This window comes from Polyangium sp. 6x1 (genome assembly GCF_029946515.1).
Classification (GTDB): Bacteria; Myxococcota_A; Polyangia; order Polyangiales; family Polyangiaceae; genus Polyangium.
Genome location: NZ_JARZHH010000022.1, coordinates 110,525 through 135,112 on the forward strand (window position 1 = coordinate 110,525; position 24,588 = coordinate 135,112).

Here is a 24,588-nt window from a genome sequence, read left to right on the forward strand (position 1 = left end):
ATGATGGAGGCGGCGAAGCAGAGGCCCGTCGTGTTGTGCTTGCTCGACGGGCTCGGGGAGCGCGACGCGCGGGAAGGAAACGCGGTCCGGCTGGCGAAGGCCGAGGCGCTCGCGCGGCTCGGCGAGCAGTTCGGAAAGACGCACCTCCGGGCGAGCGGCGAGGCCGTGGGGCTCGGCGCGGGCAAGACCGGCGCAGGCGCGCTCGGGTACGAGGCGATCGGGACGGGCCGGACGCCGCGCCCTGCCCGCGCGCGGATCGACGAGGCGATCGCCGCGAAGAAGCTCTGGGCGAACAAGGTCATCGAGCGGGCGATGTGGATCGCCAACGATCGGAACTGCCGCATGCACCTCTTCGCGCCGATCTCGGCGGACGGCGCACACGGGACGCTCGATCACCTGCGCACGATGGTGCGTGTGTGCGACGCGCACAACGTGAAGGTCGTGGTGCACGCGTTCCTCGAGGAGAAGGCCGCGGCGCCGCGGAGCGCGTGGAAGCTGCTCGAGCCGCTCGCCTTCGAGCTCGAAGACAAAGGCGTGATCGGGACGATCGCGGGGCAGTCGTACGCGATGGATCGAAGCGGCCGCTGGGACCGCGTGCAGAAGGCCTACGAGGCGATCGTGCGCGGCGAGGCGAAGACGAAGGAGACGCCGTACGAGGCGCTGCAGGCCGCCTATCAGGCGAAGCTCACGGACGGGAACGTCGAGCCGACGCGGATCGGCGAGTACGAGGGGATGGTCGGTTCGTTCATGGCCGACTTCGCCTCGGGGCAGAGCGCGGGCTGGGCGTGGTTCGGCGAGGAAGCAGGGCTCGTCCTTTCGCACCGCGCGGATCGCATGGAGCAGCTCGCGGCGATGATGGTTCGTCGCAACGTACCGCCGGACGTCGAGGCGTTTTTGACGGATCGGAAGAAGCCCGTGTACGCGTTCGACGAGTTCGGTTTGCTCTCGCTCGTGGGGCTCGATCCGGCGCTCGAGGTGTGGAGCGCGTTCCCGGACGAACCCCCGGAGGGCACGCTCGGCGACGCGATCGCGGCGGCCGGTTTGACGCAGCTTCGCATCGCGGAGGCGGACCGGGCGAGGCACGTGGCGCAAGGGTTCGACGGCGGTCGCAGGACGCGCAAGGCCGGCGAGGAGATCCGCGTCGTCGACGCGGCGAACATCGCGGAGACCGCGGCGCGCGCGATCCGCGAGGGGAGCCACGACGTGGTGATCGTGAGCCTCGCGGCGACGGATCACGCGGCGCACCGCGGCGACCTCGCGGCCGCGATCGAGGCCGTCGAGGCGGTGGACGCGGCGGTCGCGCAGATCGCGGCGGCGACGGAGGAGAAGGGCGGCGCGCTCTTCGTGGTGGGAACGCACGGCGGCTGCGAGGAGATGCTCGACGCAGAGGGCAAGCCGCGCGGCGGTCACACGACGAACCCGGTGCCGTTCGTCTCGACGCACCCACGCGGAAAACTCGCGGAGGGCGGGAGCCTCGCGGACGTGGCGAAGGTGGTGCTCGATGTGCTCGGGATCGAGGCGCCGAGCGGGATGACGGGGGAGCGCTCCCTGCGTTAGGGGCTGGTGTTGCAGGCACAGATAGGGCCGTACCGGGTCCGGGAGAAGCTATCCGAAGGGGCGATCGCCACGCTCTACCGGGCCGAGCACGAGCGGCTCGGGCGCGTGGCGATCGTCAAGGCGCTGAAGGGGACGCTCGCGGAGGGGTCGCCGCTCGGCTCGGCGCTCGGGCGCGAGGCGCGGATCCTGGCGAAGATGGGGCACCCGTCGGTCGTGCGGTGCCTCGACGTGTCGCCGGGGTCGGGCGCGACGTGGGTGGCGCTCGAAGACGTGCCGGGGCCGCGGCTCGCGGCGGTGCTCGCGCGGACGAAGAAGCTGCCGCACGAGGTGGCGACGGCGATCGCGCTCGGCGTCGCGTCGGGGCTCGGGCACGCGCACGCGCGCGGGATCGTGCACCGGGACGTGCGGCCCGAGGGCATCGTGCTCGCGCCGGACGGGCGGAGCGTGCTCGTGGATTTCGGTGCGGCGATGGACGCGTCGGCGCCCGCCGCGCCGTCGCCGTTCGACGGGAGCGAGCGGCTCTCCGGGCCGGAGTACGCGGCGCCGGAGCAGATCGTGGGGGAGCCGGCGAGCCCGCGATCGGACGTGTTTTCCCTGGGGGTCGTGCTCTACGAGATGCTCGCCGGGGCGCGGCCGTGGGACGAGGGCGCGGAGGGGCGCGACGAGCTCGCGCGGCGGGTGCGCAGCCAGGAGCCGAAGACGCTCGAGCGGCACGGGCTCGTGCTGCCGCGAGGGCTCTCGCGGATCGTGATGCGGTGCCTCGCCAAGCGGCCGGAGGATCGGTACGAGGACGGCGACGCGCTGGCCGAGGCGCTGGCCGAGGCGCTCGACGAGGCGACGCGGGATGCGTCGCGGAAGCTCGTGACGCGGGCGCTCGCGCTGTCGTTTCTGGGCGAGGAGATCGGCGAGGAGAAGGGGCGGAGGCAGCCGAAGAAGGGGCCGCCGCCCTTGCCGCTCGGGCCGCTCGCGCAGCGGCTCGCCGTGCTGTTCGGGCTCGTCGTGGTGGGCGCGGTGGTCGTGGAGGGGTTCGTCCGCGAGGAGGACGTGCCGGCCGAGCAGGCGAGCGAGGCGGACACGCCTGCGCGGGGGTACGTAAAAGTACTCGCGCGGCCGTGGGCCGAGGTGCTCGTCGACGGGCGTTACGTGGACGTGACGCCGATCGGGCGTCCGATCCCGGTCGTGCCGGGCCGGCATTACGTGACGTTCAAGCACCCGAACGCGCCGGACGAGAAGCGGGAGATCCGGGTTGGTTCCGGACAAACTGTTTTGCTGGACGTGACGATGCGGATCGAGCGGCGCGCCGCGCCCGCGGGGGCGGACGCGGGGACGGACGCGGCGGATTCACCCTGAGCGGTTTTTCCGGACGAGCGCTTCGAGCGCGAGCGGCGGGCGGTCCTGCTTCGTGCTGAGCTCGCCGAGGCAGGCGGAGGTGCCGCGGTCGAGGGAGCGGCAGGCGTCCGGGCGCATGGGATAGATGGAGCAGACGAAGCGGCGCGTCTCCGGGTCGGGGATGAGCGCGGCGCAATGGCCGTCCTCGATGCGCATGTAGCAGCGATTGCCGATGAACTCGGTGCGCGCGCGGGCGTCGTCATCCATGCGGTCGTAATCGACGCCGAAGACGCGGATGTACTCGGGCAGCTCGGAGAAGCAGCAGGTGCCGCAGAGCAGGCAATCGGAGGGGACGGCGGGGAGCGGGCGGGATGGCATGGGGAAAGGAGTCACTGTTCGCACGTGCCGGATTTGCAGGAGAGGCCGGCCTGGCAGTCTCCGGGGACGAGGCAGCCGACGCCCTCCGTGCACGTCTTGGGGTTTGGCATGTCCTTGGCGCAAACGCCACCGCAGTCGGTGCCGGTCTCATCGCCGTCGCGGACCGTATCGCTGCAGGACGGCGCCTGGCATACACCGCCAAAACATACACCGTCCCCTTCGCAATCGGCGCGCTTCGTGCAGCCCTTACCGGCCCCACAAGGGACGCAGGGACCGCCACAATCCATGTCCGTCTCGCCGTTGGCGGTGTCCGTAGCTCCATTCGAGCAATACGTGGGGACGCACTTCCCGATGTCCGTCGCGCACTTCATGCCGTTGCACTGGATGTCTTCCGTGCACTCGATGCACTTGAAGGCGCTGCACAGGCCGCCGGTCTTCCCCCACTTCGTCGTACACGATTCGGTGGTGGGCTGCGGGTTCTCCCACGCGCTGCATCCATCCATGTAGCACGGGTTCCCCCAGTCGTAGACGTCGCTCGGGGCATCGGCCAGCGTGAGGGCGCCCGACGCGTCGCACTCCCGCTGCTTGCAATCACCGTACACCTGCGCGCCGATGGCAGTGCCTGGCATGTTCACGGTCGCATATACGCACATTCCCTGGCTGTTGCACGAGCCGCCCACCCGGCATTCGCTGTCCGGGCACTCGGCGTTCGTCGTACACTCCGCCGTGCCGCCGGCGCCTCCCGCGCCGCCCATGCCCCCCACCCCACCCGCGCCGCCCGTCCCGCCGGCACCGGGCGCCACAAGGTCCGGCGCGCACGCCGCCGCGACGAAAGAAATCGAAAGCCCAAGAAACCCAAAGACATGCCGATGCATCACCGCCTCCGGGCGGGATCCTAGGCGATGTCTTTCGAGGTCGGAAGAAAAACGCCGGCGCGTGACGAAATCACGCGCCGGCGTAGGGGATCACTTGCAGGGATCGCACATGGGACCGCCGCAATCGATGCCGGTCTCCTCACCATTTTGCAGGGCGTCCGTGCAGCTCGGCGCGGCGCAGAAGACGTCCATGCAGACGCCGCTCTGGCAGTCCGTCGGGAGCTGGCAGCCCTCGTCCGTGGCGCAGGGCGGGCAATCGGCGCCGCCGCAATCATAGCCGGTCTCGTTACCGTTCTTCACGGTGTCCGTGCAGGTCGGCGCGGCGCACATGCCGCCCGTGCAGACGCCGCTCTTGCATTGCGAGCCGTTCGTGCAGGTCTTGCCGTCCTCGCAGGGGAGGCAATTGCCACCGCAATCGACGTCGCCCTCGCCCGGGTTCTTGATCCCGTTGCTGCAGTTGATGCCGACGCAGACGCCCTGCATGCACATCTGGTTGCCGCTGAAACAGCCCTGCACGCCGTCGATGCATTGCACGCACTGGCCCGTGTCGTTGCAGATGCCCGCCGCGGAGCAGAGGAAGCCCTGCGTCTGGACGTTGTGCAGCGCGACGCCCTCGGCGCAGACGTCGTCGGTGCACTCGTTGCCGTCGTTGTAGACGTCGTCGTCGTTGTTGACGGGCGCCGGCTGCGCGTTCGCGTCACATCGCATTTCCTGGCAATCGCCGTAGACCTGCGACGGCAGCGGCGTGCCCTCCGGCTGCAGGGCCTTGCGGACACACTTGCCCGACTCGCACGCGGGCTCGCCGCAGAAGTTCGCCGTGCCCTCGTTCGTGCAGTCCGCCGGCGTCGTGCACTCGGGGGACACACCGCCACCCGCGCCGCCCATGCCACCCGTGCTGCCGCCGCCGCCCGCGCCGCCGCCGCCCGCCGCGCCGCTCGACGAGCTCGACGTCGGGTTGTTGGAGCTGGGTTCATCCCCACAGCCGACCGCGGACGCCGCAATCGTCGCGCCGAGGATACAAGCGATCATCCAAGCTCGTTCGATTCTCATGGCAAAGCATTCCTCCCGGGCCGCGTCGCCCGCGGCTCTCTCGACGCCGAGGCGCGAGCCCCCGCGCGCGCGCCTTCCGGAAAAGAAACGCGCGCCCTCGCCGACGGGAGGCCGCCTGCGAGGGCGTGAGGGCTCGGACCTTGGTTTACGTCCGTGACAGTTGAACGGCTGCACGATAGCGCAAGAGGCCAGCGCGCGGGGTGGAGATTCGCGCGCGGCTCAGGGCTCGGAGCATTTCGCCTTGCAGGTGCCGCCGCAGTCGACGCCGCCCTCGGCGCCGTTCTGGGTGGCGTCGGAGCAGGTGGCCGCCGCGCACTTCGCGCCCTGGCAGACGCCCGTGGCGCAGTCCTCGGGGACCTTGCACCCGGACCCGACGCTGGTCGGCGGGCACGTCGGGCCGCCGAAGTCGGGGGAGGTCTCGGCGCCGTTCAAGGAGCCGTCGGTGCACGACGCCGCCGAGCACGTCTTCGCGGCGGGATCACAGACGGCCTCGATGCAGTCGAGCGGCCCGTTGCAGACGCCGCCGACGTCGCAGGGCGCGCAGGCGGTGCCGCCGCAGTCGATGTCGGTCTCGCTGCCGTTCTTCACGCCGTCCTTGCACGTCATCGGCACGCACTTGTTGACGGCGACGTCGAGCGTCTCGATGTCCTTGTAATTCTTCGCCTCGACGCAGGTGCTGCCGTTCGGGCATTCATTGGCGGGGCCACCGACGTTGCAGCGCACGCACTGGCCGGCGTCGTTGCATTTGACGTTGTTGCCGCAGGAGAAGCCGGCCTCCTGGTTGATGTGCTGCATCTCCCCGTTCATGCACGTGTCGAGCGTGCAGGGGTTGCCGTCGTCGTACCGGTCGTTCGTGTCCTCGATCTGCATGACGCCGCCGTTCGCGTCACACACGGCGCGCTTGCAGTCGCCATACGTCTGGCTGTCGAGGACGACGCCTTCCTGCAGGAGGACGATCATTCCACAGGCGCCCCCGTCGCAGGTGCGGACGCCACAGGGGGAGTCGATGCCGGGGCACTCGGAGCGCACGCAGGTGTCCCCGCTGCCCCCGCCCGTGCTCGAGCCGCCGGCCGTGCCGCCCGTGCCGCCGCCACCCACGCCGCCCACGCCGCCCGCGCCGCCCACGCCGCCGCCCGCGCCGCCGGTGCCCGAGCCGCTCGGGTTGCCCGGGTTCGGGTCGGTCCCGCAAGCCGCTGCCAAAGAAGACAGCCCCGCGATCAAGAGGGGCCAAATCCAAGCTCGTCCGATTTGCATGTTTCGAAGCTCCTCCACGCCGAACGCGGCGTCCTCAATCGTTCACCTGGGAGCGAGAAGCCCCGCGCCTACGCCCTCCCGGACGGCGGGGCTTCCACGCAAGACGAGTTCCCTATTTCTCGCAACTGCCATTTTTGCACGACAAACCGGCCTGGCAATCGTCGGGGACGAGGCAACCAACGCCTTCGGGGCACTTCTTCGGGTCCGCCATATCCTTGGCGCAGGTCCCGCCGCAATCCGGGCCGGTCTCGTCGCCAGTCTTCAGCGTATCCTTGCAGGTCGGCACCTGGCATACATTGCCCATACATACCCCTTCCCCTTCGCAATCGGTGCGCTTCGTGCAGGCCTTACCGGCCACACAAGGGACGCAGGGACCGCCACAATCCATGTCCGTCTCGCCGTTGGCGGTGTCCGCAGCTCCATTCGAGCAATGCGTGGGGACGCACTTCCCGATGTCCGTCGCGCACTTCATGCCGTTGCACTGGCTGTCTTCCGTGCACTCGATGCACTTGAGGGCGCTGCACAGGCCGCCGGTCTTCCCCCACTTCGTCGTGCACGGCTCGGCGGTGGACTGCGGGTTCGTCCACGCGCTGCATCCATCCGCGTAGCACGGGTTCCCCCAGTCGTAGATGTCGCTCGGGGCATCGGCCTGCGTGATCGTGCCCGAGAGGTCGCACTCCCGCTGCTTGCAATCGCCGTACACCTGCGCGCCGATGGGCGTGCCTGGCATGTGCACGGTCGCATAGAGACACATGTCGTTGTTGCACGTGCCGCCAATCCGGCATTCGCTGTCCGCGCAGTCGCCGTTGTCGGTGCAACCCGACATGCCGCCGTCGCCTGCACTGCCGCCGTTGCCGCTGCCGCCCATCCCGCCGCCGGTTCCGCCGTTGCCGCCGCTGTCGGACGACTTGTTGTACGTATAGACGTCGAACTCGACGCACCCCGCCGGCACGGAGAGAGCGGATGCGAGAGCGAGCGGAACGACCAAGAGCCAAGACATTCGGTTCATCGATGGCTTCTCCCTGCCCCGCCCGGCGCCCGCAGGCGCACGGCAGGCCAGCCCGGGCAGTTCGTTAGGAAGGTGCCCCGCCGAAGGCGCGAAGGCCGAAGGTCGGCCGTCACGCAGTAGGCTTGCCCGGGCAGTTCGTCGGGACACGTCGCAGACGATGGTAGCGAATCGGGCTCGGCAACGCGAGCCTCCGGCGAACTTCGAGCCGGGATCCGGCGCAACGGCGGCAAGACCACGAGGGCACCCCGTTTCACCGCGTCGCGAGGGCCGCACGGGAGACGGGCCGGATTGACGCGGTGAATGCGCCCAGGTAGCGCTTGCCAGAGCCGTTCCACGCCGGGCGGCGAGAAGCGATCCGCGTGGCCGAATCCGTCCTCCGTCCCGCCGCAGAGGTGCTCTTTCGCGAGGAGCTCGACGCCCTCGCCGCCGCCGACACGCACCCGAAGCCACGAGGCTTCCGGCTGTCGCCGCGGATGATCCGCACGTTCATCCTGGGCTCGGGCGACGCGAAGCTCCCGAGGCCGGGAGGCGAAGGCGAGATCGCCGTGACGCAGAAGTTCTTCGGCGACGACGCGCTCGTCGAGCGCGCGATCGTGACGCTCGCCTCGCCCCGCGCGCTCCTGCTCGTCGGCGAGCCGGGGACGGCGAAGTCGATGCTGTCGGAGCTGCTCGCCGCGGCCGCGACCGGGACGAGCCTGCTCACGGTGCAAGGCAGCGCGGCCACGACCGAGGATCAGATCAAGTACACGTGGAACTACGCGCTGCTCCTGGCGAAAGGCCCGGTGCGGGAGGCGCTCGTGCCCTCGCCGCTCTTCGCCGCGATGCGCGAGGGCCGGATCGCGCGCTTCGAGGAGCTGACGCGTTGCCCCGTGGAGGTGCAGGACAGCCTCGTGGGCATCCTGTCCGACAAGGTGCTCCGCGTGCCGGAGCTCGAAGGCGAGGACGGGATCCTGTTCGCGCGGGAGGGCTTCAACTTGATCGCCACGGCGAACGCGCGGGACCGCGGGGTGAACGAGATGAGCGCGGCGCTCCGGCGGCGGTTCAACTTCGAGTCGGTGCGGCCGATCCGGGATCCGTTCGTGGAGATGGCGCTCGTCGAGCGCGAGGTGCAAAAGCAGCTCGCGGCGGCAGGGGCGAGCGTGCCCGTGCCGCGGGACGCGGTGGAGCTCGTGGTGACGACGTTCCAGGAGCTCCGCGCGGGGCGCAGCCGCGAGGGCGTGCACCTCGATCGACCCGAGGCGCCGCTGTCGACGGCCGAGGCGATCGCGACGCTGCACGCGGCCGCGCTGCACGCGCATTACTACGGGACGGGGAGGCTCGGGGCCGAGGAGGTGGCCTCGCATCTCGCGGGCGCGGCGACGCTCGACGCGGCCGAGGACACGGCGAAGCTCGAGCGGTACGTGGAGACGGTGGTGCGCGATCGGGCGGCGCGGCACGGCGGCCCGTGGGGCGCGCTGCTCGAGGCGTGGCGCAACATCGGCCGCGCGCGATGAACCTCGAGGGCGTCGGAGCGCCGGCGGAGACGCGCGCCGAGGTGGCGAAGCGGCTCGGATTGTCGAGCGCGCTCGCCTTCTTCCCGGTGCGCCACCAGAGCCCGACGTGCGCGGCGAAGCTCGAAGCGTTCCTGCCGAGCTTCGCGCCGGACGTGATCCTCGTGGAGCTGCCCGCGCGGTTCGAGGAGCACCTCGAAGCGCTGCTCGATCCGGAGAGCCGCGCGCCGTTCGCGCTCTGCGCGATGACCGAAAGCAAGAGCCCCCGCTTCGTCGCGCGGCGGGACGGGAGCCGCGCACCGGAGGCGCCGCGATCGCGGGCGTACTACCCGTTCTGCGACTACTCGCCCGAGCTCGTGGCGATGCGCTTCGCGAAGGCGAGCGGCGCCGAGGTGCGCTTCATCGATCGGCTGGATCCGTTTGGCGAGGTGGAGACGGACGCGGGCGAGGACGACCTGCCCTCGGCGGAGCAGGCGCTCGGCGAGCGGCTCGGGCGAGACGCAGGCGCGTGGTTCGGGCGGAGCCGGTTCACGGCGGCGCTCTGCGCGCGGGCGGGCGTGCGGGACTTCGACGAGCTGTGGGAGGCGCTGTTCGAGCAAGGAAGCTGGGACGAGAGCCCCGAGGGCTGGGCGCTCGCGGTGGGCACGTACGCGCTCGCGACGCGGCGGACGTTCGGGCAGGAGGAGCTCGAAGCGGACGGGACGCTGTTTCGCGAGCGGTTCATGGCGGCGAAGATCGCGGAGAGCGCGGCGCAGAAAGGGAAGCGCGTGCTCGTCGTCGCAGGGGCGCTGCACGTGGTCGCGCTCGGCGCCGCGCGGGAGACGTTGCCCGAGCTCAGGCGGGCGCCGAAGGACGACGCGGAGGCGGTGGTGCGGCTCGTGCCGTACACGTTCCCGCGGCTCGACGCGCTGCTCGGGTACGCGCCGGGGATGAGCGGGCCGGCGTTCTACCAGCACGTGTGGGAGGCGCGGGCGGAGGCGGATCCGTTCGCGCAGGCGGCGGAGCGGGTCCTTCTGGAGACGATCCGGCGGGCGCGGGCCGAGGGCGACGCGCTCGGCCCGGCCGACGCGATCGCGGCGCTCGCGTTCGCGCGGGAGCTCGCGTCGCTGCGGGGACGGCCGAGGATCGGGCGGGCCGAGGTGATCGAGGCCGCGACGAGCTGCTTCGTGAAAGGCGAGCTGCGCGTCGCGGGGCGGCGGGTCGTCGCGGCGCTCGGTGAGGCGCTGCGCGGCAGCCGCATGGGCAAGCTCGGGCCGACGGCAGGTCCGAGCGCGATCACGCGCGACTTCCGGGAGACGGCCGAGGCGCTGGGGCTCCTGCCCTCGGCGGGGCCGCCGCGGGGGATCGAGCTCTCGCTTGCGACGTCGAGGAAGGCGCGGCGCTGCTCGTGGTTTCTGCATCGCACGACGTGGCTCGGGCTCGGGTTCGCGACGCAGATCGGGGCGGGCGACGCGGAGGAGGGCGCTGAAGGCGGCCCCAAGCCCCAAGCGTCGACCGAGCTCGAGGCGGCGACGGAGCGCTGGACCGTGGCGTACGCGCCGGAGGTGGACGCGCGGCTGCTCGATCTCGCGGCGGAAGGGGCGAGCATCGAGGAGGCGGCGGCGCGGCTGCTCGCACGCGCGGCGCGGGAAGGCGAAGGCCGGGCGGGGGCGATCGCGGCGTGCGTGGGGCGAGGCGTGCGCATGGGGCTCGAAGGCGTCTGCCGGCGGCTCACGCCGGCGCTCGAGGCCGCGATCGGCGCGGACGAGGATCCGCGGTCGCTCCTCGAAGCGGCGCGGAAGCTCCGGCGGGTGCGGGCGATGCGGGCGCGGCTCGGCCTCCCGCGGGCGGCGTGGCTCGATGCGCTCGGGCGCGCGGCGTACGAGGAGGGGACGCGCAGGCTCGGGCGGCTCGCGCAGACATCGGGGGCGCGGGCCGTGGAGGTGCCGCCGCTGCTCGCGGATCTCGGGGGGGCGACGCTCGCGGGTGACGGGATGGGCCCGGCGCGAGAGCTCTTGCTCGCGAAGGCGCGTGCGGCGCGGGAGATCGCGCGGGCGACGTCGCCGCTCGTGCTGGGGGCGCTCGATGGGCTGCTCGTGAGCCTCGGCGAGGGGCGGGGCTCGGAGCTCGGCGCGCATTTCGAAGCGGCGCGGGGGCGGCCCGAGGCGAAGGGCGCGTACCTCGAAGGCCTGCTCGCGCTCTCGCCGCGCGCGCTGCTCGACGAGCCGTCGCTGCTCGAAGCGCTCGTCGCGCACGTCTCCTCGGGCAGCTTCGAGGGCTTCCTCGCGTCGCTCCCGTCCTTGCGCCGCGCCCTCGCGCGGCTCGGCCCGCGCGAGCTCGAGGAGATCTCTTCCCGTGCCGCGAAGGTGCTCGGCCTCGGCGCCTCCGAGGCGCGGATTGTCTCGCCCTTGCCGCCCGAGGAGGTGGCGCGGCTCTCGGCCTGGGAGCTTCGATGGCTCGAAGCCGAGGCGGCGTGGGCGGGCCCCTCCGCGGAGCCGAATCGCTGACGGCGCGGCCTCGCGGGCGGATACGATGCGGGGCGAGGTGACGACGTGAGCGGGACGAAGAGAAGCTTGGCGACGCTGCTCGGCGCGGCGCTGCTCGCGGCTGCAGCGGTCGCGTCGGCGGACGTGGTCGCCGACGGGCCCACGCGCGAGCAGATCCGCGCGATTCGACCGGTGCGCGAGAGCAAGAAGGAGCTGCGCGAGGACCGGAAGGAGCTGCGCGAGGACCGCAAGGAGCTCCGCGAGGATCGCAAAGCGGGCGCGGATGCGAAGGAGCTTCGCGAGGACAAGAAAGAGATCCGCGAAGACAAGAAGGAGCTGCGCGAGGATCGCAAGGCGAAGCGCGAGGCGAGGCGCAAGGAGCTGCGCGAGAAGTGGGGCGACGTGGTGAAGCGGCCGGGGGCGCGCGCGGAGCTCGAGGTGCACGCGCGTCGACTCGCGCGGCTCGCGCAGGCGCGGAAGGTGGCGGAGGCGGACGGCAAGAAGGAGCTCGTCGCGCGCATCGACAAGCTCGTCGAGAAGGAAAACGCGCGTCACCAGCGCGCGATGAAACGGCTTACGGAGAAGGGTCCGGGAGGTGCGCCGTGAGGAACGCCGTGCTCGCTTGCCTTCTGGCGCTCGCCTTCGCGGCGGGCTGCGAACAGAAAAAAGAAGAGGCCCCGGCCGCGCCCGCGGCGCCGCAAAAGCCGTCCGCGGAGCTGCCGAGGCCGCCCGTGGGGATCGCGCCGCCCGTGGACGAGAAGACGACCGCGGCCGAGGACGATCTTCCGACGCAGGAGGATTTTGAAGAGGAGGCCGAGAAGGACATCGGCTCCACGACCGTCGAGGCCGAGGTCGACAAGCTCGAAAAAGAGATCGGCGAGTGAGGGGCCGCGCGCCGACCCGCCTTCGGGCCCCGCTCGACGCGCCGCTTTCACTTTGCTACCCCTTTTCCCGATGAGCTCGCTCAAGGTCGGGGATCGCGCTCCGGAGATCGACGCGCAGACGACGGCGGGCGACCGGTTCGTCCTCTCCAAGCAAGAGGGGCTTTGCACGGTCGTGTACTTCTACCCGAAGGCGTTCACGCCGGTGTGCACAGGCGAAACCAAGGCCTTCCGGGACAACTACAACGAGCTCCAGCTCGCCGGCGCGAACCTCGTCGGCGTGAGCACGGACGACGGCGACACGCAGTGCAAGTTCGCCGGCGATCTCGACCTGCCGTTCCCCCTCATCGGGGACGCGGACAAACGCATCGCGCGCGCCTACGACGTGCTCTGGCCGCTCGTGGGTGTGGCGCAGCGATACACGTTCGTCGTGAGCCCGGAGATGGTCGTCGAGGCGATCTTCCACCACGAGCTCAGCGCGCAGAAACACCGCGACGACGTGCTGCGCTTCGTGCACGCGAAGTTCGAAGCGCAGCGGGCGTAGCGCTTCAGCAGGCTGCTAGCTCGTCCGAACCTTCTTACGCTCGCGCTTCTCGCGCTTGGCGACCACGGCGGCGGCGCGCTTGGCCATGATCTCGGGCGTGGGCGGGCGGCCGGGCAGCGGGTCCTGCTCGTCGTGGTGCTCTTCGATCGCGCCGGGCTCGTAGCCGAGCTCGAAGATGGCGACCTCGCGCTGACCTCGCTCGCCGAGGCGGATCGGCATGACGGACGCGCCGATGCCCGCGCCGACGTACACCGCGCCGGGGTGCGCGCCGCCGCTCCTGCGGCTGCCGTAAAGGCCGTGCACGTAGCGGTGGCCCGCGAGCTTGCCGATCGCGAGCTCGTGCAGGCGGGCGAGCGTGACCTGGCCGGCGTGGGTGTGGCCGGACAAAACGAGCGGGATGTCGTGCGCCCAGAGGCCGTCGGCCTCCTCGGCGATGTGGGACATGGCGATCGTCGGCAGATCGCGCCGCAGGCCCTTCAAGGCCTCTTCCCTGCGGGCGTGGCCGGTGTACGCGTCGTCCAGGCCGACGACCTGGAGCATCTGGTGGCGCAGGCCGATGATCGTGTGGCGATTGTCGAGGATCTCCACGCCGCCGCGGCGCAGGGCCAGGCGGACCTCGTCTGCGCCGGACCAGTAATCGTGGTTGCCGAGCACGGCCATCACGGGCGCCTCGAAGCGCCGCACGAGGGCCTCCAGGCGGTCGAGGTACTGCTGGCTGTGGCACACGAAATCGCCCGTGAGCAGGACGAGATCGGGCTTCTCCGCGTTGGTCAGCTCGACGGCGGCGAGCTGCACCGCCCACGGGGTCACGCGGCCGACGTGGAGGTCGGTCAGGTGCGCGATGCGCAGGTGGGACAGGTGCTCGGTGTAATGCGCAGGGCCGGCGAAGCGCCGGACCTGGATGCTCGTCTTGGCTCGCGCGACGGCCGCGGGGGGGAGGACGGTCTCGTCTCCGGGGAGGCGACCGCGGTACTGCTCGAGGAGCAAGCCTTCGGGAGGAGGGGTGCTCGACACGAGGGATCAGTATAAGGCGCGCGAGCGCACAAGCTATTGCTTTTGCCCGGGATTCGCCGCTCGCTCGCGCGAGGCTCCCGAGGCCTCCAGGCCTTTCGCGGTGTCCACTTTACCCGCCGGAGCCCGTCGTCTAGAACATCGATCGGTTTGACAACCGATCGATGTTCTAGACTCTTTCGTCCCGAGGGGGACGCCTCGCGTCCCCCTCTCGGCCAGGCAAAGCCCGGCCGATTCACCCCCCGAGGGAAGATCGCTTCGCGATCTTCCAGAGCATCGAACCGTTCGATGCTCTAGCGTCCGAGCCACGGATGGCAGAGCGGGGATTGCGCGGTGCCCTCCGGAGGGCGAGGGCGTTCGCGGAGAGGCCGTGGCTCCGCGTGCTCCTCGCCGGGACGTCGCTCCTCGCGGCGTCGTTCTTGCTCTGGCCCGGGGCCGAAGCGCCGAGGAAGGTGACGTGGGAGGCTCTCGTCCTCCCGTTCGCGCCGGGAGCGGTCGTCGCGCGTGGGTATCACCTGTCTCCGCCGCGACGAGGCGAGGAGCAGGACGTGATCTTCACGGCGCGGCGCGAGGCCGGGCCGGAGGGGCCCGCGGGGCGGATCGAGCTGCACGTCGTGGATCGGGGGCGATGGCCCGGCGTGCGCGAGACGAAGAGCTTCGGCGTGGCGTACGAGACGCCGCGATCCCGCGCGCCGATCGAGGATCTGGAAGCGGTGACGCAGGCGCTGCGCGACGCGATCGACCGGAACGATACGGGGCTCGGCGCGCCCTCGTCGATTGCGCTCGCGGCCGAGCCGGAGCCACCTGCCGTGGCGCGCATGCTCGGGCGGCTCGAAGGGATCCGCATGATCGTGGTCCCGGCGCTGCTCGCGCTCGCGATGGGGCTCGTCGGGTCGCTCCGGCGAGGGGACGCGCTCGTGGCGGCTTCGCTCTTCGGCCTCGGGCTCGTGTTGCGGATCGTGCACCTCGATCTGCCGTTCGTGCATGACCAGGACGTGCAACGTCTCTTCACGGGGTCGCTGCCGCTCGGCGAGATCCTGACGGGCAAGGGGCTCGAGGATCGGCACCCGCCGCTCTGGTTCGTCGTGCTGCACGCGGCCCGGATGTTCGGGGGTTCGGAGGCGGTGATGCGCGCGCCCGCGGCGATCGCGGGGGCGCTGATCGCGCCGGCGATCGTGTGGGGCGGGCGGATCGTGCGAGGGCGCGCAGGGCCGCTCGGGGCGATCGCGGCGCTCGTCGTGGCCGTGAGCCCGGAGCTCGTGGCTCGCTCTCGCGAGGTGAGCGAGATCCCGATGTTCGGGCTGCTCGTGGTGGTGACGTGCGCGCTCGCGGCGCGGCTCGCGGAGGGGCCTTCGCGGGCGGCGCGGATCGGGCTCGCGGCGTCGACGGCGCTGCTCGCGTGGACGTATTACCTCGCGCCGCTCGTGATCGCGGGCGTGCTGCTCGGGTTCGTCGCTGCGCGCAAACCGCTGCGGACCGTGGCGTTGCCGATCGGCGTGGGGGCGGCGCTGGGCGCGCCGGCGTTCGTCCTTTTGGCGATGACGATCGTGCGCGATCACGGGGCGCGTGAGGTCGCTGCGCGGTTCCCGGATCTCGCGTGGGGCGACAGCTCGCCGCGCGGAATGCTCGGGTACGTCGTCAAAGAGCTCTTCGACGGCGTCGGTCCCGGGATGATCGTCCTCGGAGCATCGACGGCGATCCTCGGACTTCGAGCGCCCCGATGCGCAGGGGCCCTCGTATCGGCCGGCGCGCTCCTCGTGTCGACGCTCGGGATGTCGTTCGTCGCGGAGATCTCGCGCGTGCAGCCGTATTACATCGGCGCCGTGGCGCCGGTCGTCGCGCTCGCGCTCGCGCTGGCCCCGCAGGTCGACGTGCCATCGTGGATCTGGTCGATCCTCGGCGGCGCCGCGCTGCCGATGCTGTTCGTCCTCGGCGCGCCTCGCCCTCACCTCACCTACTTGCCCGACGCGGACGCGTTCATGCCGCGCTTCGCCGCGATCGCCGCGAGCCGCTCGGAACAACGCATCGTCACGGTCGCGCATTACGACGCGACCCTGCTCGCGTATTACCTCCAGCGCGCGGCGAACGCGCCCGCGGAATGGCCGGGGACCGAGGTGTCGGGCGAGTTCGTCCTGGAACAAGCGGGCCGCCGGATCTTGCCGCTCGTGCAGGTGCACCGGATGGCCGATCGCTCCGACGAAGTCGCGCGGGCCGAGCTGCTCGCGGCGATCGCCGAGGGCCCGACGCTCGTGATCGAGCGAGACGCGTTCGTCCTCGCGCCGGTGCACGACGCGATCGCGCGGTGCGAGGTGCTGATCGAGGCACCGTCGGCGCGGCTCGTCTCGTGCGGCGGAGAGGCGCGATGACGGAGGGCGCAGACGAAAAGAAGCGCGAGGCGGCGCGGCGGCTGCGGCTGCTCTTCGGGCGCTTCGCGGACAGCTCGCTCGGCAGCCCCCTCGAAGGCGACGAGGTGCTTTTGCGGATCGACGAGGATCTTTCGTTCCTCTACGACCGCGCGTTCCGCCGCGGCCCCTCGCACGAAGGCGCGCGCGGCGCCGGCCTCGGGCCGAGCGTGCTCCGAACTTCGACGTGGCTCGCGAGCGTGGAGGAGCTCTTCCCGCCCGAGGCGCGCGTGGTCCTGGAAGAGGACGCGGCCGCGCGGCACGGGCTCGCGGCGCTGCTCGAAGATCCTGCGGCGCTCGCCTCGGTGACGCCTTCGCCCGCGATCCTCGCGCTGCTCGTGCGTCTCCGCGGGCAGATCCCGGAGGCCTCGCTCCCCGCGGCCCGGCGTCTCATCGAGGAGGCCGTGCGGGATCTCTCGCGCGCGCTCGCCAAAGAGCTCGCCCCTTCCCTCACGGGTTCGTCCGGGCCACGCGGCCGGACGAACCTGCGCGTGCTCGCGAACCTCGACGCGCGGCGCACCGTACGGGAGAACCTCCGGCACTACGACCGCGCGCGCGGCGTGCTCGGCGTCGAGCGGCTCGTGTTCCGGCGGCGGCTCGCGAGGCAGTCGCGCATGCGGCTCATCGTCCTCTTGGATCAGAGCGGCTCGATGGTGGACAGCGTCGTGCAGGCGGCGATCCTGGCCGCGATTTTCGCCTCGGTCCCGTCGATCGATCTGCGCCTCGTCGCGTTCGACACGCACGTGGTGGACATGACGGAGATCGCCGGCGATCCCGTGGAGGTGCTCTTCTCGCTGCAACTCGGAGGCGGGACGCTGCTCTCGCGGGCCGTCGGATACGCCGCGACGCTGGTCGCGGAGCCGCGGCGCACGCTGGTCGTGTTGATCTCGGATTTCCGCGAGGGAGGCGCGCTCTCTGCGCTCGTGACGCGGGTGAAGGATCTGCTCGACGCCGGGGTGACGGTGCTCGGCCTCGTGGCCCTCGGCGACAAGGGCGCGGGTGGCTTCGACCGGCGCGTGACCGGGGCGCTCACGGCGCTCGGGATGCCGATCGGCGCCATGACGCCGCGCGAGCTCGCCGCCTGGGTCGGGCGTCACGTGCGGGGAGGCGAGACGTGACGCTGCGCCGGGAAACACCGGCCGGGATGCGTCGCGCGGCCGCGCGCACCGCGCTCGTCGCGGCGCCGATGGGGGAAAGCGCCGTGCGCGTCGGAGGCGCGACGGTCACGTGGCGCGAAGGCCGCGTCGTGTGTGATTGCCCGATGGGGGACGCGCCCGCGTGCCTGCATCGGTTGGTCGCGCATGGCGACGAACGGGCGCGTGATCTCGGCGGACGGGCGGGCCCCACGGAGCCGCCGCCCGTCGTGTTCCCCGAGCCTTCGAAGGCCGAGCCGCTGCCCGCGGAGGACGCCGCGCGGTTCGCGCCGATCCTTGCCGAGGTGGACGCGCTCATGGCCGAGGTGGTGACGCTCGGCCTGCGGCGCGCGGCGCGTGTCTCGGGGGATCGGGTGCGCGAGCTTGCCGCGCGCGCGACGGCGATGCGCCCGCGATCACGAGGGCCACGGGATGCAGGGCTCGGCAGAATCGCGCGGGCCCTCGAACGGCTCGCGGCGCTCTTGCCGGCGCTCGACGGCCCGGACGCGGGCGCGGCCGAGGCGGATGCGCTCCGGGAGCTCGCGATCACGCGAAACCTCGGGCGCGCGCTCCGCGCGAACACGGGCGCGCTGCCGCTCGAAGACATCGCGGGCGCGTCGCAACGCGCGTACGTCGAGGTGCCGCCGATCGAGGTGCAGGGGCTCGGGCTCGAAGCGTGGGTCGCGGCGGGAGGCGTCGCGGGGGTGACGGCATACGTGGCCGTGCTCGGCGAGGATCGGGTGCTCGCGCGGACGCTGCTCACGAAGGGAAAACCCGCGCGGCCCGCGGATCCACGCGCCTGGGCGGAGGGGCTCGCGGCTGGGCCCGCGTTCGCGCGGAGCGGCATCACGATGCGGGATCTTTCGCGCGGTCGGTTCGCGCTCTCGGGCGCGCGGATCGCGCTCTCGCACGGGCGCCTCTCGGGCAGCCGCGCGACGAGCGTGGTGATGCGGCCGGCGCTCCCGCTGGGCGACGCCCGCCTCGCGCAGCACGTCCTTGCGGGCCCGAAGGACGCGGCGCGGCTCGTCCGCTCCCTCGGCTTCGACGCGCTCGGCCGCCCGCCGCGCTCCTCGCCGATCGTGGTCCTGCCCGTGCAAGGTTTGTCCCCGAGCGACTTCGATCACGCGACGCAGGCGCTCTCGCTCCGGATGCGCGCCTCCGCGGGCGTGGAGCTCCGGACCTCGCTCTCGTTCCGGGAGGAGCGCTCGCTCCTGTTCGACAACCTCGAAGTGCTGAGCCGCGCGGCGAGGCCCCCGCGCTTTCTCTGCGTCCGCCTCGCTCGCGAAGGAGGCGCGCTCGTGATCGAGCCCCTCTCGGCCATGCTCGCGGACGGCACCACGCTCGATCTCACGCTCGACGTCGTGGATCCCACGCTCGAGGTGACGCGGTGATCGCGGAGCGGCTCTCGCGCCTCGCGCGCGCGGCGATCGAGGAGCTCGCCGCGGCCGGTGCGCTCGAGCGCACGGAGCACCGGGCGCTCTCGTTCCGGCGGCTGGCGGCGGACGCGCGCGCGATCGGCCTGTTCGACCTCGCGACGCGGCTCGAAGCCGTGGCCGCGGCGCTCGACGCGCAAGCGGGGCTCGGGCCGCAACCGAACGCAGCGCTCGCCGAGGCGCTGCTCGCGTCGTACGACCGGATCGAAGCGCTCTCCGCTCGTCTTGCGCGCTCCGAGCTGCTCGCTGCGTTCGGGGCCGAGGACGACGACGACACGGAGGCGCCGTGATCGATCCCGAGGCCGTCTTCCTCGTGCGCCTCCGCTCCCTCGTCTCGACCGTGCGTGTCGTCGAGGTCCGCGCGGACGCCTGGCCTGCGCGCCGCGTCGTCGAGCAGCACGAGGGCTACTTCGCCGAGGACGCCCTGCCCCTGCGGATCGAGCCTCGCCAAGAAGTCCCCTTCCCGCTTCGCTTGCACGGCGATCGACCGGACGACGCTGCCCATCACGAACGCGTGCGCCGCGCGAGCCGGGTGTACCTCCGCGCCACGGCCCTCGCGGAGGCGCGCCCTCGCCGCGCGGAGCAGGCGTTCCAGGCGCTCGAGGCGCTCTTCGAGGAGATCGGCCCGGACGCGGCGGCCTCGATGTGGCTCGAAGCCGCGCGGACCTTCCTCGCCCTCGGCGACGAGGAGCACGCGGCGCGCTCGCTCCGCCGCCTCGCCCGGCTTGCTCGGCGCGCGCCCGTCTCCGCGGCGCTTCTCGTCGCGGCGGTGACCTCGCCCCGCTACGGAGCGACCCCGCCCGGAGAGCTCGTCGACGTCGCGGCCGAGCGCGCAGGGCCCGACGCGGGTTTGTCCCTGCGCCTCGGCGTGTTGCGACGTCGCCTCGAAGCCGGCACCGACGTGCCCCCGGGGACGATGGCGGCCCTGACGAGCGCGGCGCAGGCCTTGGAGGATCCCGCCGCGGCCGCGTCCCGGATCGACGCGGCCCTCCTCGGTTGTTTCGGCCTCGCGGGCACGTGGGCGCCCGCGGGCGAGGCCTCGCTCGTACGCGCGCGGCTCGGGGCGCTCTGGGCGCGCTCGTTTGCCTCGAACGACCTGGGCCCTCGCGTGCGCAGCGACCTCGCTTTCGCGCTCCGCGCCATGCTCGGCGACCTCGACGCGTCGCGCCTCGCTGCCGTGCTCGACGTGCTCCTGCCCGGAAGCCCGAGCGACGACACCTCGCTCCTCCTCGACGTCACGCGTCGCCTCCTCGGCGCACTCGCGCGCGAGAGAAACGCGTCTGCCGAGGACACCTGCATCCGGGCCCTGCTTCACCTCGCCCACGTCGCCGCGACGAACCTCTTCGATCACGCGGACGAGATCGGCGGCGCGCTCGCGGATGCCTTCGACGCCACCGCGGCACGCCCGCTCCTCGCCGCGCTCCTCGCCGATCTCGACGCGGCCGTACGCCGCGTGGATCCTTCCCGCGGGCTCGATGATGCGCTCCGTCGCAGCGCAGGCGCCCGCCTCTGCCCGGCCGAGACAACCCCACCGCCACGCACCGGCACACGCACGAGCCGCGTCCGTTCCCTCGCGCGATGGCTGCCCGCGCCGCTCGTCGCCGCGACGCTCGCCGCGCTCGCCGCGCCTGCCGAGCAGGCCGCATCCTCCGCCTCCCCCGCGCTCGCCTTCGTCTGGGCTCTCCGCCTCCTCGGCCTCGCACAGGACGAGCGCACCTCCCTCGATCTCGCCGAGGACGCGCTCTCCCTCGCCGACGCCCTCACGCGGCCCCTCGATCCTCACCTCGTCACCCCGAGCGCCGTCGCTGCCGCGGATCCGACCCTCCACCTCGCGCACCCCGATCCCGCCGCGCTCCTCCGCGGCCTCGCGTTCTCGCGCGCTTCCCTCGCCGATCGCGCGTCCCTCCGCCCCGAGCGCTGGCCCGCGCCCGCCCTCCCTGGCCTCTCCGATCCACGCGACGCACGGTTCGTCCTCCTCGCGTGGTCGCTCTCGTCGCTCGACGCGCGCGAGGCTGGCTCGCATCACCTCGCCTTCGCGCGTATCGCCGACGCGACGCCCCTCGTACGCGCCGGCGCCGGCCGCCTCCTGCCCTCGCCCCTCGCCTTGCGCGGCGTCTCCTCCTCGCTCGCCCGCCTCACCTCGACGAACCTGCTGCGCATCCCCACCGCGGACGAGCCCTCCCTCCGCGACGTCGTTCTCCTTTGCTCCCCGCGTGATCTCGCCGAAGCGTTCGCCCGCGATGTCGGCGTCTCTCCGCGCTTCCTCGCCGATGCACCGCCGTCTGCACCGGCGAACCTCGATCCATCTCCACCTCTCGTCCCTCACGATCTACCGCTGCCGGACCTCGATCCCGCGCGCCCGCTCGCGGCCCTCCTCCCGCGACGAATCCCGCGCGATCCTGCGCCCCTCCCCGCATGTGATCCCGCGCTGCCGCGCTCGGCCGTGATCGCCGGCCACGTCGTCTCGCTCGGCCCTCGCGGCGAGCTTCACGTCACCGCCGAGGGCGGAAAAACCCCGCTCCGCCGCGTCCCTTCGGCCGTACGCAAGGACGAACGCTACCGCGCGCTCGTCCGCGGCCGTCGCGCCGAGCGCGCCCGCAGGCACGAGGCCGTTCGGCTTCTCGAAGATCGGATGATCCGCGCCGCGCCCCTCCACGCAGACGAGCTCGCGTGGCTGCTCGACGATCCCTGGTGCGCCTCGCTCCTCCGGCACCTCGTCATCACCACGCGCCCGCGGGATCCCGGAGTTCCCCGCGATCTCGCGCTCCTCTGGACGTGGGAGCGCACGCGTGGCCTCGGCGTGGTGCCGCTCGACTACGACGCCCGCTGGATCGGCTGGACCGAGGTCGAGCTCGTCCATCCGGCCCGCTTGCCCGACGTGGCCGCATGGCGCGCGCTGCTGGGCGATCTCGGCGTGAAACAGGAGCTCCCCCAGCTCTTCCGTGATCTCCGCGGCGTCCCCGACGACGAGCTCGAGAGCGCTGAGAGCCTCGTCCTCGCGCGTCGTCTCGTCGACGCGGCCGCCCTTCGGCGCGCGCTCGCGGACGAGGGCTTTTGCACCGGGCCGGGGCTCGCTACGCGGTCGTTCGTGTACGAGTCCGGAGGCCAAAGCGTCTCGGCTTGGTTTGACGCGGGTAGTCCGCCTTGGCCGCGCGATGCGGCGTTTTCCGGTGCGTTCGGGTTTTGCGATCCGAATGGGGCGCCTCTCCCTTTCTCCGCGGTCCCCAGGGCTCTCGTTTGTGAAGCGCGGGCAAGCATTGAGCGTGCCCTTGCGCGCGCTGCGCCACGCGCGAGGTAGTCGCGGCGGGAGCGGAGGCGGAGGCGGAGGCGGAGGCGGAGGCGGAGGCGCGTGCGCTTGCGCGTGCGCGTGCGCGTGCGCTTGCGCTTGCGGGAACGGTATCAGGGAATCCCGCTCGGGGACGGCGAGCGGAGGGTTTCGTTATGCTCAAGATCTATGAGGTCGTTTTGGTGATGGCGGGGGACGCGGCGCTGGTTGCGGAGGCGATCGAACGAAAGGATTCGGACCTGGCTCGGCAAATGCGGAGGGCCATGCATAGCGTGGCGTTGAATACGGCCGAAGGCATGGGGAACCACGCCGGAAACAAGCGGCAGCGCTACTCCTCCGCCCTCGGATCCGCCCGGGAAGTGCTGGCGTGCGTGCAGGTGGCCCAGGCCATGCGCTACATCGGCACCGTCGATGCGCGGGTGCTGGACCGAATGGACCACGTCATCGCCACCCTGACACGCCTCGTCTACCGCCGCGCATCGTGAATCGAAGGGCGGGCCGTCCCCCAAAGGCGGCCCGCCCTTATCGCCTGGATCAGCGGGCCCATTACGAGCGCCCTCGCCGTATTCCGCATGGATCGCGGGCTCTCCCCCGACGAACCAATCCGCCCCTTTACGATTGCCTTTGCCCGCAATTCATGAGACAAAACAAGCGACGCCAGCCGGCGCTATCACACCGACCGGCGTCTGACCTGCAAACCCCAACTCACTGGAGTTCACAAGCTGTGAGCAACGTAGACGTCTGCCCTGAATCCGCCAAGAAACCTGTACCCGTTCCCTCCCCCGACGCGCTCTTCGCCCGGTTTTACCGCGAATGCTGGAGCTTCGTTCGTTCCGTCCTCCTCAAGCGTGGCGTCCCAGATCGGGACGCGGACGACCTCACGCAGGAGGTCTTCGTCCTCGCGTGGCGACAGCGCGGCTGCGTGGTTTGGAACGAGCATGCGCGAGCGTGGCTTTACACGGTCGCGGTCTATCGGGCCGCGAACCATTGCAAGCTCGCGCGACACCGGACGGAAGCGCTCGTCGCCGATCTCCCCGAGCCCGCGGTTTATCCGCGAATGACCCAGGCCATGGACGCGACCCGCCTCCTCTGGAGGATCCTCCAGAAGCTCGGCGAAAAGCTCGCCCCCGTGCTTGTCGCCTACGAAATCGAAGGCCGCTCGATGCCGGAGATTGCCCGCGCCCTACGAATCCGCCTCAAAACCGCCTACGCCCGCCTGCAACTGGCCCGGAACCGCCTCGCGCTCTGCGCTCCCCGCTAACGCTTCCGCTCCCGCTCCCGCTCCCGCTCCCGCCCCCGCCCCCGCTCCCGCACTCGTCCTCATGGCCTGACCCCTGCCCCCTCCCAGGTCGACCCCCCTCCACCGCCCCTCGCCCCCACCCCGACCCCCGTTCGACCCCCAACCGAGGCGCCCACACCCCTCGCCGCGCCTCACCCGACCGCCGACCCAGGACCCCCACGCGGTCCACCTTTCCTTCTCGCTCACGGACAAAACCGCACCCGCCCCTCGCCGCTTCGTTCTCACGCGCGAGCCTCGCCCCCCACGCCCTGACTCGACCGACCTTCGAAAGGACCGCCCGCATGGCTCCCCTCCTCGCGTCCCTGCTCAGCTTCTACACGTTCTCGACGGGCCGACGCCTCTTCGCCCTTTCCCAGGTGAGGAAAGCCGCATTCCTCGCGTCGTTCGTGGACCTCGACGCGCACGTGGGCGAGGCCCTCGCGCACGACAGGGAGACGCGCGCGCTGGAGGCGAAATGGGCGGGCCGCAAGCCCACCATCTATTCGCCGGAGGCACGGCAAATCGATATCTACGTGGACGCCGCCCTCACGGCCTTCCGCGACGGAGCCGAGGCGCAGATCCGGGCCTCCGCGGAGGGCGATCCGCTCGCGGAGGCGGCGCAGGCGATGCTTTTGGTCCTGTTTCCCAAAGGCGCGGGCGCCATCACGTCCCTCGGGTTCGTGGAGGAATTGGCGGAGGTCCAGCGAATCCTGTCGCGCCTCGACGAGCCCGATTACCAGGCGCTCGTCGCGGAGCTCGGCCTCACGCGGCAGGTGGCGCGGCTCCGCGACCTCGAAGGGCAATATCGCGCGGCCATCGAAGGGCCCGGCGGTGCGTTGACCTTCGCCCAGGTGAAAGACGCGCGCGCCAAAGGGCAATCGCTCATGCTGCAAGCCGTGGCCCTGATCCTGGGCAAGTATCCCTCCGATAGCGAGGCCGATCGGAAAGCCCGCGGCACGCTCCTCGAGCCCATTCTCGTGCAGAACGAAGCCATCCGGCGCTACCTGCGCGAGCGCAAGCCCATTGAAGACGTGAACCCCGAGACGGGCGAAATCGAGCAGACGCCGCCCGTGCAGGACGAGACGCAAACCCCCTGAAGTCCGCCCTGGCCGCGCGACGCCACGTTCTCCGGTGCCTTCGGGTTTTGCGACCCGAACGGGGCACCTCTCCCTTTCTCCGCCCTCCCCAGGCCTCTCGTGCGTGAAGCGCGGG

Annotated in this window: 21 protein-coding genes; 15 read left to right on the forward strand and 6 right to left on the reverse strand. The window is 71.7% G+C overall.

Annotated features, from left to right (window positions below):
• Complete coding sequence (locus tag QHF85_RS21695; protein ID WP_281329165.1) at positions 1-1,557, forward strand: alkaline phosphatase family protein; 1,557 nt, start codon at positions 1-3, stop codon at positions 1,555-1,557.
• Positions 1,558-1,566: 9 nt separating this feature from the next.
• Positions 1,567-2,907 carry a serine/threonine-protein kinase gene (locus tag QHF85_RS21700; RefSeq protein WP_281329166.1) on the forward strand — a complete coding sequence of 447 codons (1,341 nt, stop codon included), beginning with the start codon at positions 1,567-1,569 and terminating at the stop codon, positions 2,905-2,907.
• Here QHF85_RS21700 and QHF85_RS21705 read toward each other — a convergent pair.
• From QHF85_RS21705 to QHF85_RS21725, 5 genes are all read right to left on the reverse strand, one after another.
• Positions 2,899-3,264, reverse strand: coding sequence for a YkgJ family cysteine cluster protein (locus tag QHF85_RS21705; RefSeq protein WP_281329167.1), 366 nt, complete (start codon positions 3,262-3,264; stop codon positions 2,899-2,901). The two genes, QHF85_RS21700 and QHF85_RS21705, sit on opposite strands and share 9 nt — an antisense overlap.
• 11 nt (positions 3,265-3,275) lie before the next feature.
• Complete coding sequence (locus QHF85_RS21710) at positions 3,276-4,142, reverse strand: hypothetical protein (protein ID WP_281329168.1); 867 nt, start codon at positions 4,140-4,142, stop codon at positions 3,276-3,278.
• A gap of 87 nt (positions 4,143-4,229) precedes the next feature.
• Positions 4,230-5,189, reverse strand: coding sequence for a hypothetical protein (locus QHF85_RS21715; protein ID WP_281329169.1), 960 nt, complete (start codon positions 5,187-5,189; stop codon positions 4,230-4,232).
• Between the two features lie 219 nt (positions 5,190-5,408).
• Positions 5,409-6,443, reverse strand: coding sequence for a hypothetical protein (locus QHF85_RS21720; RefSeq protein ID WP_281329170.1), 1,035 nt, complete (start codon positions 6,441-6,443; stop codon positions 5,409-5,411).
• Between the two features lie 112 nt (positions 6,444-6,555).
• Positions 6,556-7,452 carry a hypothetical protein gene (locus QHF85_RS21725; RefSeq protein ID WP_281329171.1) on the reverse strand — a complete coding sequence of 299 codons (897 nt, stop codon included), beginning with the start codon at positions 7,450-7,452 and terminating at the stop codon, positions 6,556-6,558.
• 359 nt (positions 7,453-7,811) lie between these two features.
• On the opposite strand from QHF85_RS21725, the gene QHF85_RS21730 reads away from it, so the two are divergent.
• The 5 genes from QHF85_RS21730 to QHF85_RS21750 all read left to right on the forward strand — a co-directional run bounded on the left by QHF85_RS21730 (position 7,812) and on the right by QHF85_RS21750 (position 12,832).
• The gene (locus QHF85_RS21730; protein WP_281329172.1) at positions 7,812-8,945 is read left to right on the forward strand and encodes an AAA family ATPase; all 1,134 of its coding nucleotides are present in this window, start codon (positions 7,812-7,814) and stop codon (positions 8,943-8,945) included.
• Positions 8,942-11,428, forward strand: a complete 2,487-nt coding sequence (locus QHF85_RS21735; RefSeq protein ID WP_281329173.1) for a DUF5682 family protein — start codon at positions 8,942-8,944, stop codon at positions 11,426-11,428. Before QHF85_RS21730 ends, QHF85_RS21735 begins: the two co-directional genes overlap by 4 nt.
• Positions 11,429-11,473: 45 nt before the next feature.
• Positions 11,474-12,013, forward strand: coding sequence for a hypothetical protein (locus QHF85_RS21740; RefSeq protein ID WP_281329174.1), 540 nt, complete (start codon positions 11,474-11,476; stop codon positions 12,011-12,013).
• Positions 12,010-12,291 carry a hypothetical protein gene (locus QHF85_RS21745; protein WP_281329175.1) on the forward strand — a complete coding sequence of 94 codons (282 nt, stop codon included), beginning with the start codon at positions 12,010-12,012 and terminating at the stop codon, positions 12,289-12,291. Before QHF85_RS21740 ends, QHF85_RS21745 begins: the two co-directional genes overlap by 4 nt.
• 70 nt (positions 12,292-12,361) lie before the next feature.
• Entirely contained in the window at positions 12,362-12,832 is a 471-nt protein-coding gene (locus QHF85_RS21750) for a peroxiredoxin (protein ID WP_281329176.1), read from the forward strand.
• A 15-nt stretch (positions 12,833-12,847) separates the two neighbouring features.
• Here the strand turns inward: QHF85_RS21750 and QHF85_RS21755 are convergent, their stop codons facing one another.
• Positions 12,848-13,846, reverse strand: a complete 999-nt coding sequence (locus QHF85_RS21755) for a metallophosphoesterase (protein WP_281329177.1) — start codon at positions 13,844-13,846, stop codon at positions 12,848-12,850.
• A 308-nt stretch (positions 13,847-14,154) separates the two neighbouring features.
• On the opposite strand from QHF85_RS21755, the gene QHF85_RS21760 reads away from it, so the two are divergent.
• From QHF85_RS21760 to QHF85_RS21795, 8 genes are all read left to right on the forward strand, one after another.
• Positions 14,155-16,209 carry a hypothetical protein gene (locus tag QHF85_RS21760; protein WP_281329178.1) on the forward strand — a complete coding sequence of 685 codons (2,055 nt, stop codon included), beginning with the start codon at positions 14,155-14,157 and terminating at the stop codon, positions 16,207-16,209.
• Complete coding sequence (locus QHF85_RS21765) at positions 16,206-17,363, forward strand: VWA domain-containing protein (RefSeq protein ID WP_281329179.1); 1,158 nt, start codon at positions 16,206-16,208, stop codon at positions 17,361-17,363. Before QHF85_RS21760 ends, QHF85_RS21765 begins: the two co-directional genes overlap by 4 nt.
• Complete coding sequence (locus QHF85_RS21770) at positions 17,360-18,769, forward strand: hypothetical protein (RefSeq protein ID WP_281329180.1); 1,410 nt, start codon at positions 17,360-17,362, stop codon at positions 18,767-18,769. The genes QHF85_RS21765 and QHF85_RS21770 overlap by 4 nt, the downstream gene beginning before the upstream one ends.
• Positions 18,766-19,101 carry a hypothetical protein gene (locus QHF85_RS21775; RefSeq protein ID WP_281329181.1) on the forward strand — a complete coding sequence of 112 codons (336 nt, stop codon included), beginning with the start codon at positions 18,766-18,768 and terminating at the stop codon, positions 19,099-19,101. Before QHF85_RS21770 ends, QHF85_RS21775 begins: the two co-directional genes overlap by 4 nt.
• Positions 19,098-22,109, forward strand: coding sequence for a DUF4132 domain-containing protein (locus QHF85_RS21780; protein ID WP_281329182.1), 3,012 nt, complete (start codon positions 19,098-19,100; stop codon positions 22,107-22,109). Before QHF85_RS21775 ends, QHF85_RS21780 begins: the two co-directional genes overlap by 4 nt.
• A gap of 143 nt (positions 22,110-22,252) precedes the next feature.
• Positions 22,253-22,582, forward strand: coding sequence for a four helix bundle protein (locus QHF85_RS21785; protein ID WP_281329183.1), 330 nt, complete (start codon positions 22,253-22,255; stop codon positions 22,580-22,582).
• A gap of 239 nt (positions 22,583-22,821) precedes the next feature.
• A complete protein-coding gene (locus tag QHF85_RS21790; protein ID WP_281329184.1) occupies positions 22,822-23,358 on the forward strand; it encodes a sigma-70 family RNA polymerase sigma factor in 537 nt (178 codons plus the stop codon).
• A 320-nt stretch (positions 23,359-23,678) separates the two neighbouring features.
• Positions 23,679-24,473, forward strand: coding sequence for a hypothetical protein (locus QHF85_RS21795; protein WP_281329185.1), 795 nt, complete (start codon positions 23,679-23,681; stop codon positions 24,471-24,473).
• Positions 24,474-24,588 lie beyond the last annotated feature (115 nt).

What these genes read in the sequence shown, in the direction of transcription:
- QHF85_RS21695 (WP_281329165.1), top strand. Translation starts at nt 1, where the DNA reads ATGATGGAGGCGGCGAAGCAGAGGCCCGTCGTGTTGTGCTTGCTCGAC.
- QHF85_RS21705 (WP_281329167.1), bottom strand. Translation starts at nt 3,264, where the DNA reads ATGCCATCCCGCCCGCTCCCCGCCGTCCCCTCCGATTGCCTGCTCTGC.
- QHF85_RS21715 (WP_281329169.1), bottom strand. Translation starts at nt 5,189, where the DNA reads ATGAGAATCGAACGAGCTTGGATGATCGCTTGTATCCTCGGCGCGACG.
- QHF85_RS21720 (WP_281329170.1), bottom strand. Translation starts at nt 6,443, where the DNA reads ATGCAAATCGGACGAGCTTGGATTTGGCCCCTCTTGATCGCGGGGCTG.
- QHF85_RS21725 (WP_281329171.1), bottom strand. Translation starts at nt 7,452, where the DNA reads ATGAACCGAATGTCTTGGCTCTTGGTCGTTCCGCTCGCTCTCGCATCC.
- QHF85_RS21735 (WP_281329173.1), top strand. Translation starts at nt 8,942, where the DNA reads ATGAACCTCGAGGGCGTCGGAGCGCCGGCGGAGACGCGCGCCGAGGTG.
- QHF85_RS21750 (WP_281329176.1), top strand. Translation starts at nt 12,362, where the DNA reads ATGAGCTCGCTCAAGGTCGGGGATCGCGCTCCGGAGATCGACGCGCAG.
- QHF85_RS21760 (WP_281329178.1), top strand. Translation starts at nt 14,155, where the DNA reads ATGGCAGAGCGGGGATTGCGCGGTGCCCTCCGGAGGGCGAGGGCGTTC.
- QHF85_RS21765 (WP_281329179.1), top strand. Translation starts at nt 16,206, where the DNA reads ATGACGGAGGGCGCAGACGAAAAGAAGCGCGAGGCGGCGCGGCGGCTG.
- QHF85_RS21785 (WP_281329183.1), top strand. Translation starts at nt 22,253, where the DNA reads ATGCTCAAGATCTATGAGGTCGTTTTGGTGATGGCGGGGGACGCGGCG.
- QHF85_RS21795 (WP_281329185.1), top strand. Translation starts at nt 23,679, where the DNA reads ATGGCTCCCCTCCTCGCGTCCCTGCTCAGCTTCTACACGTTCTCGACG.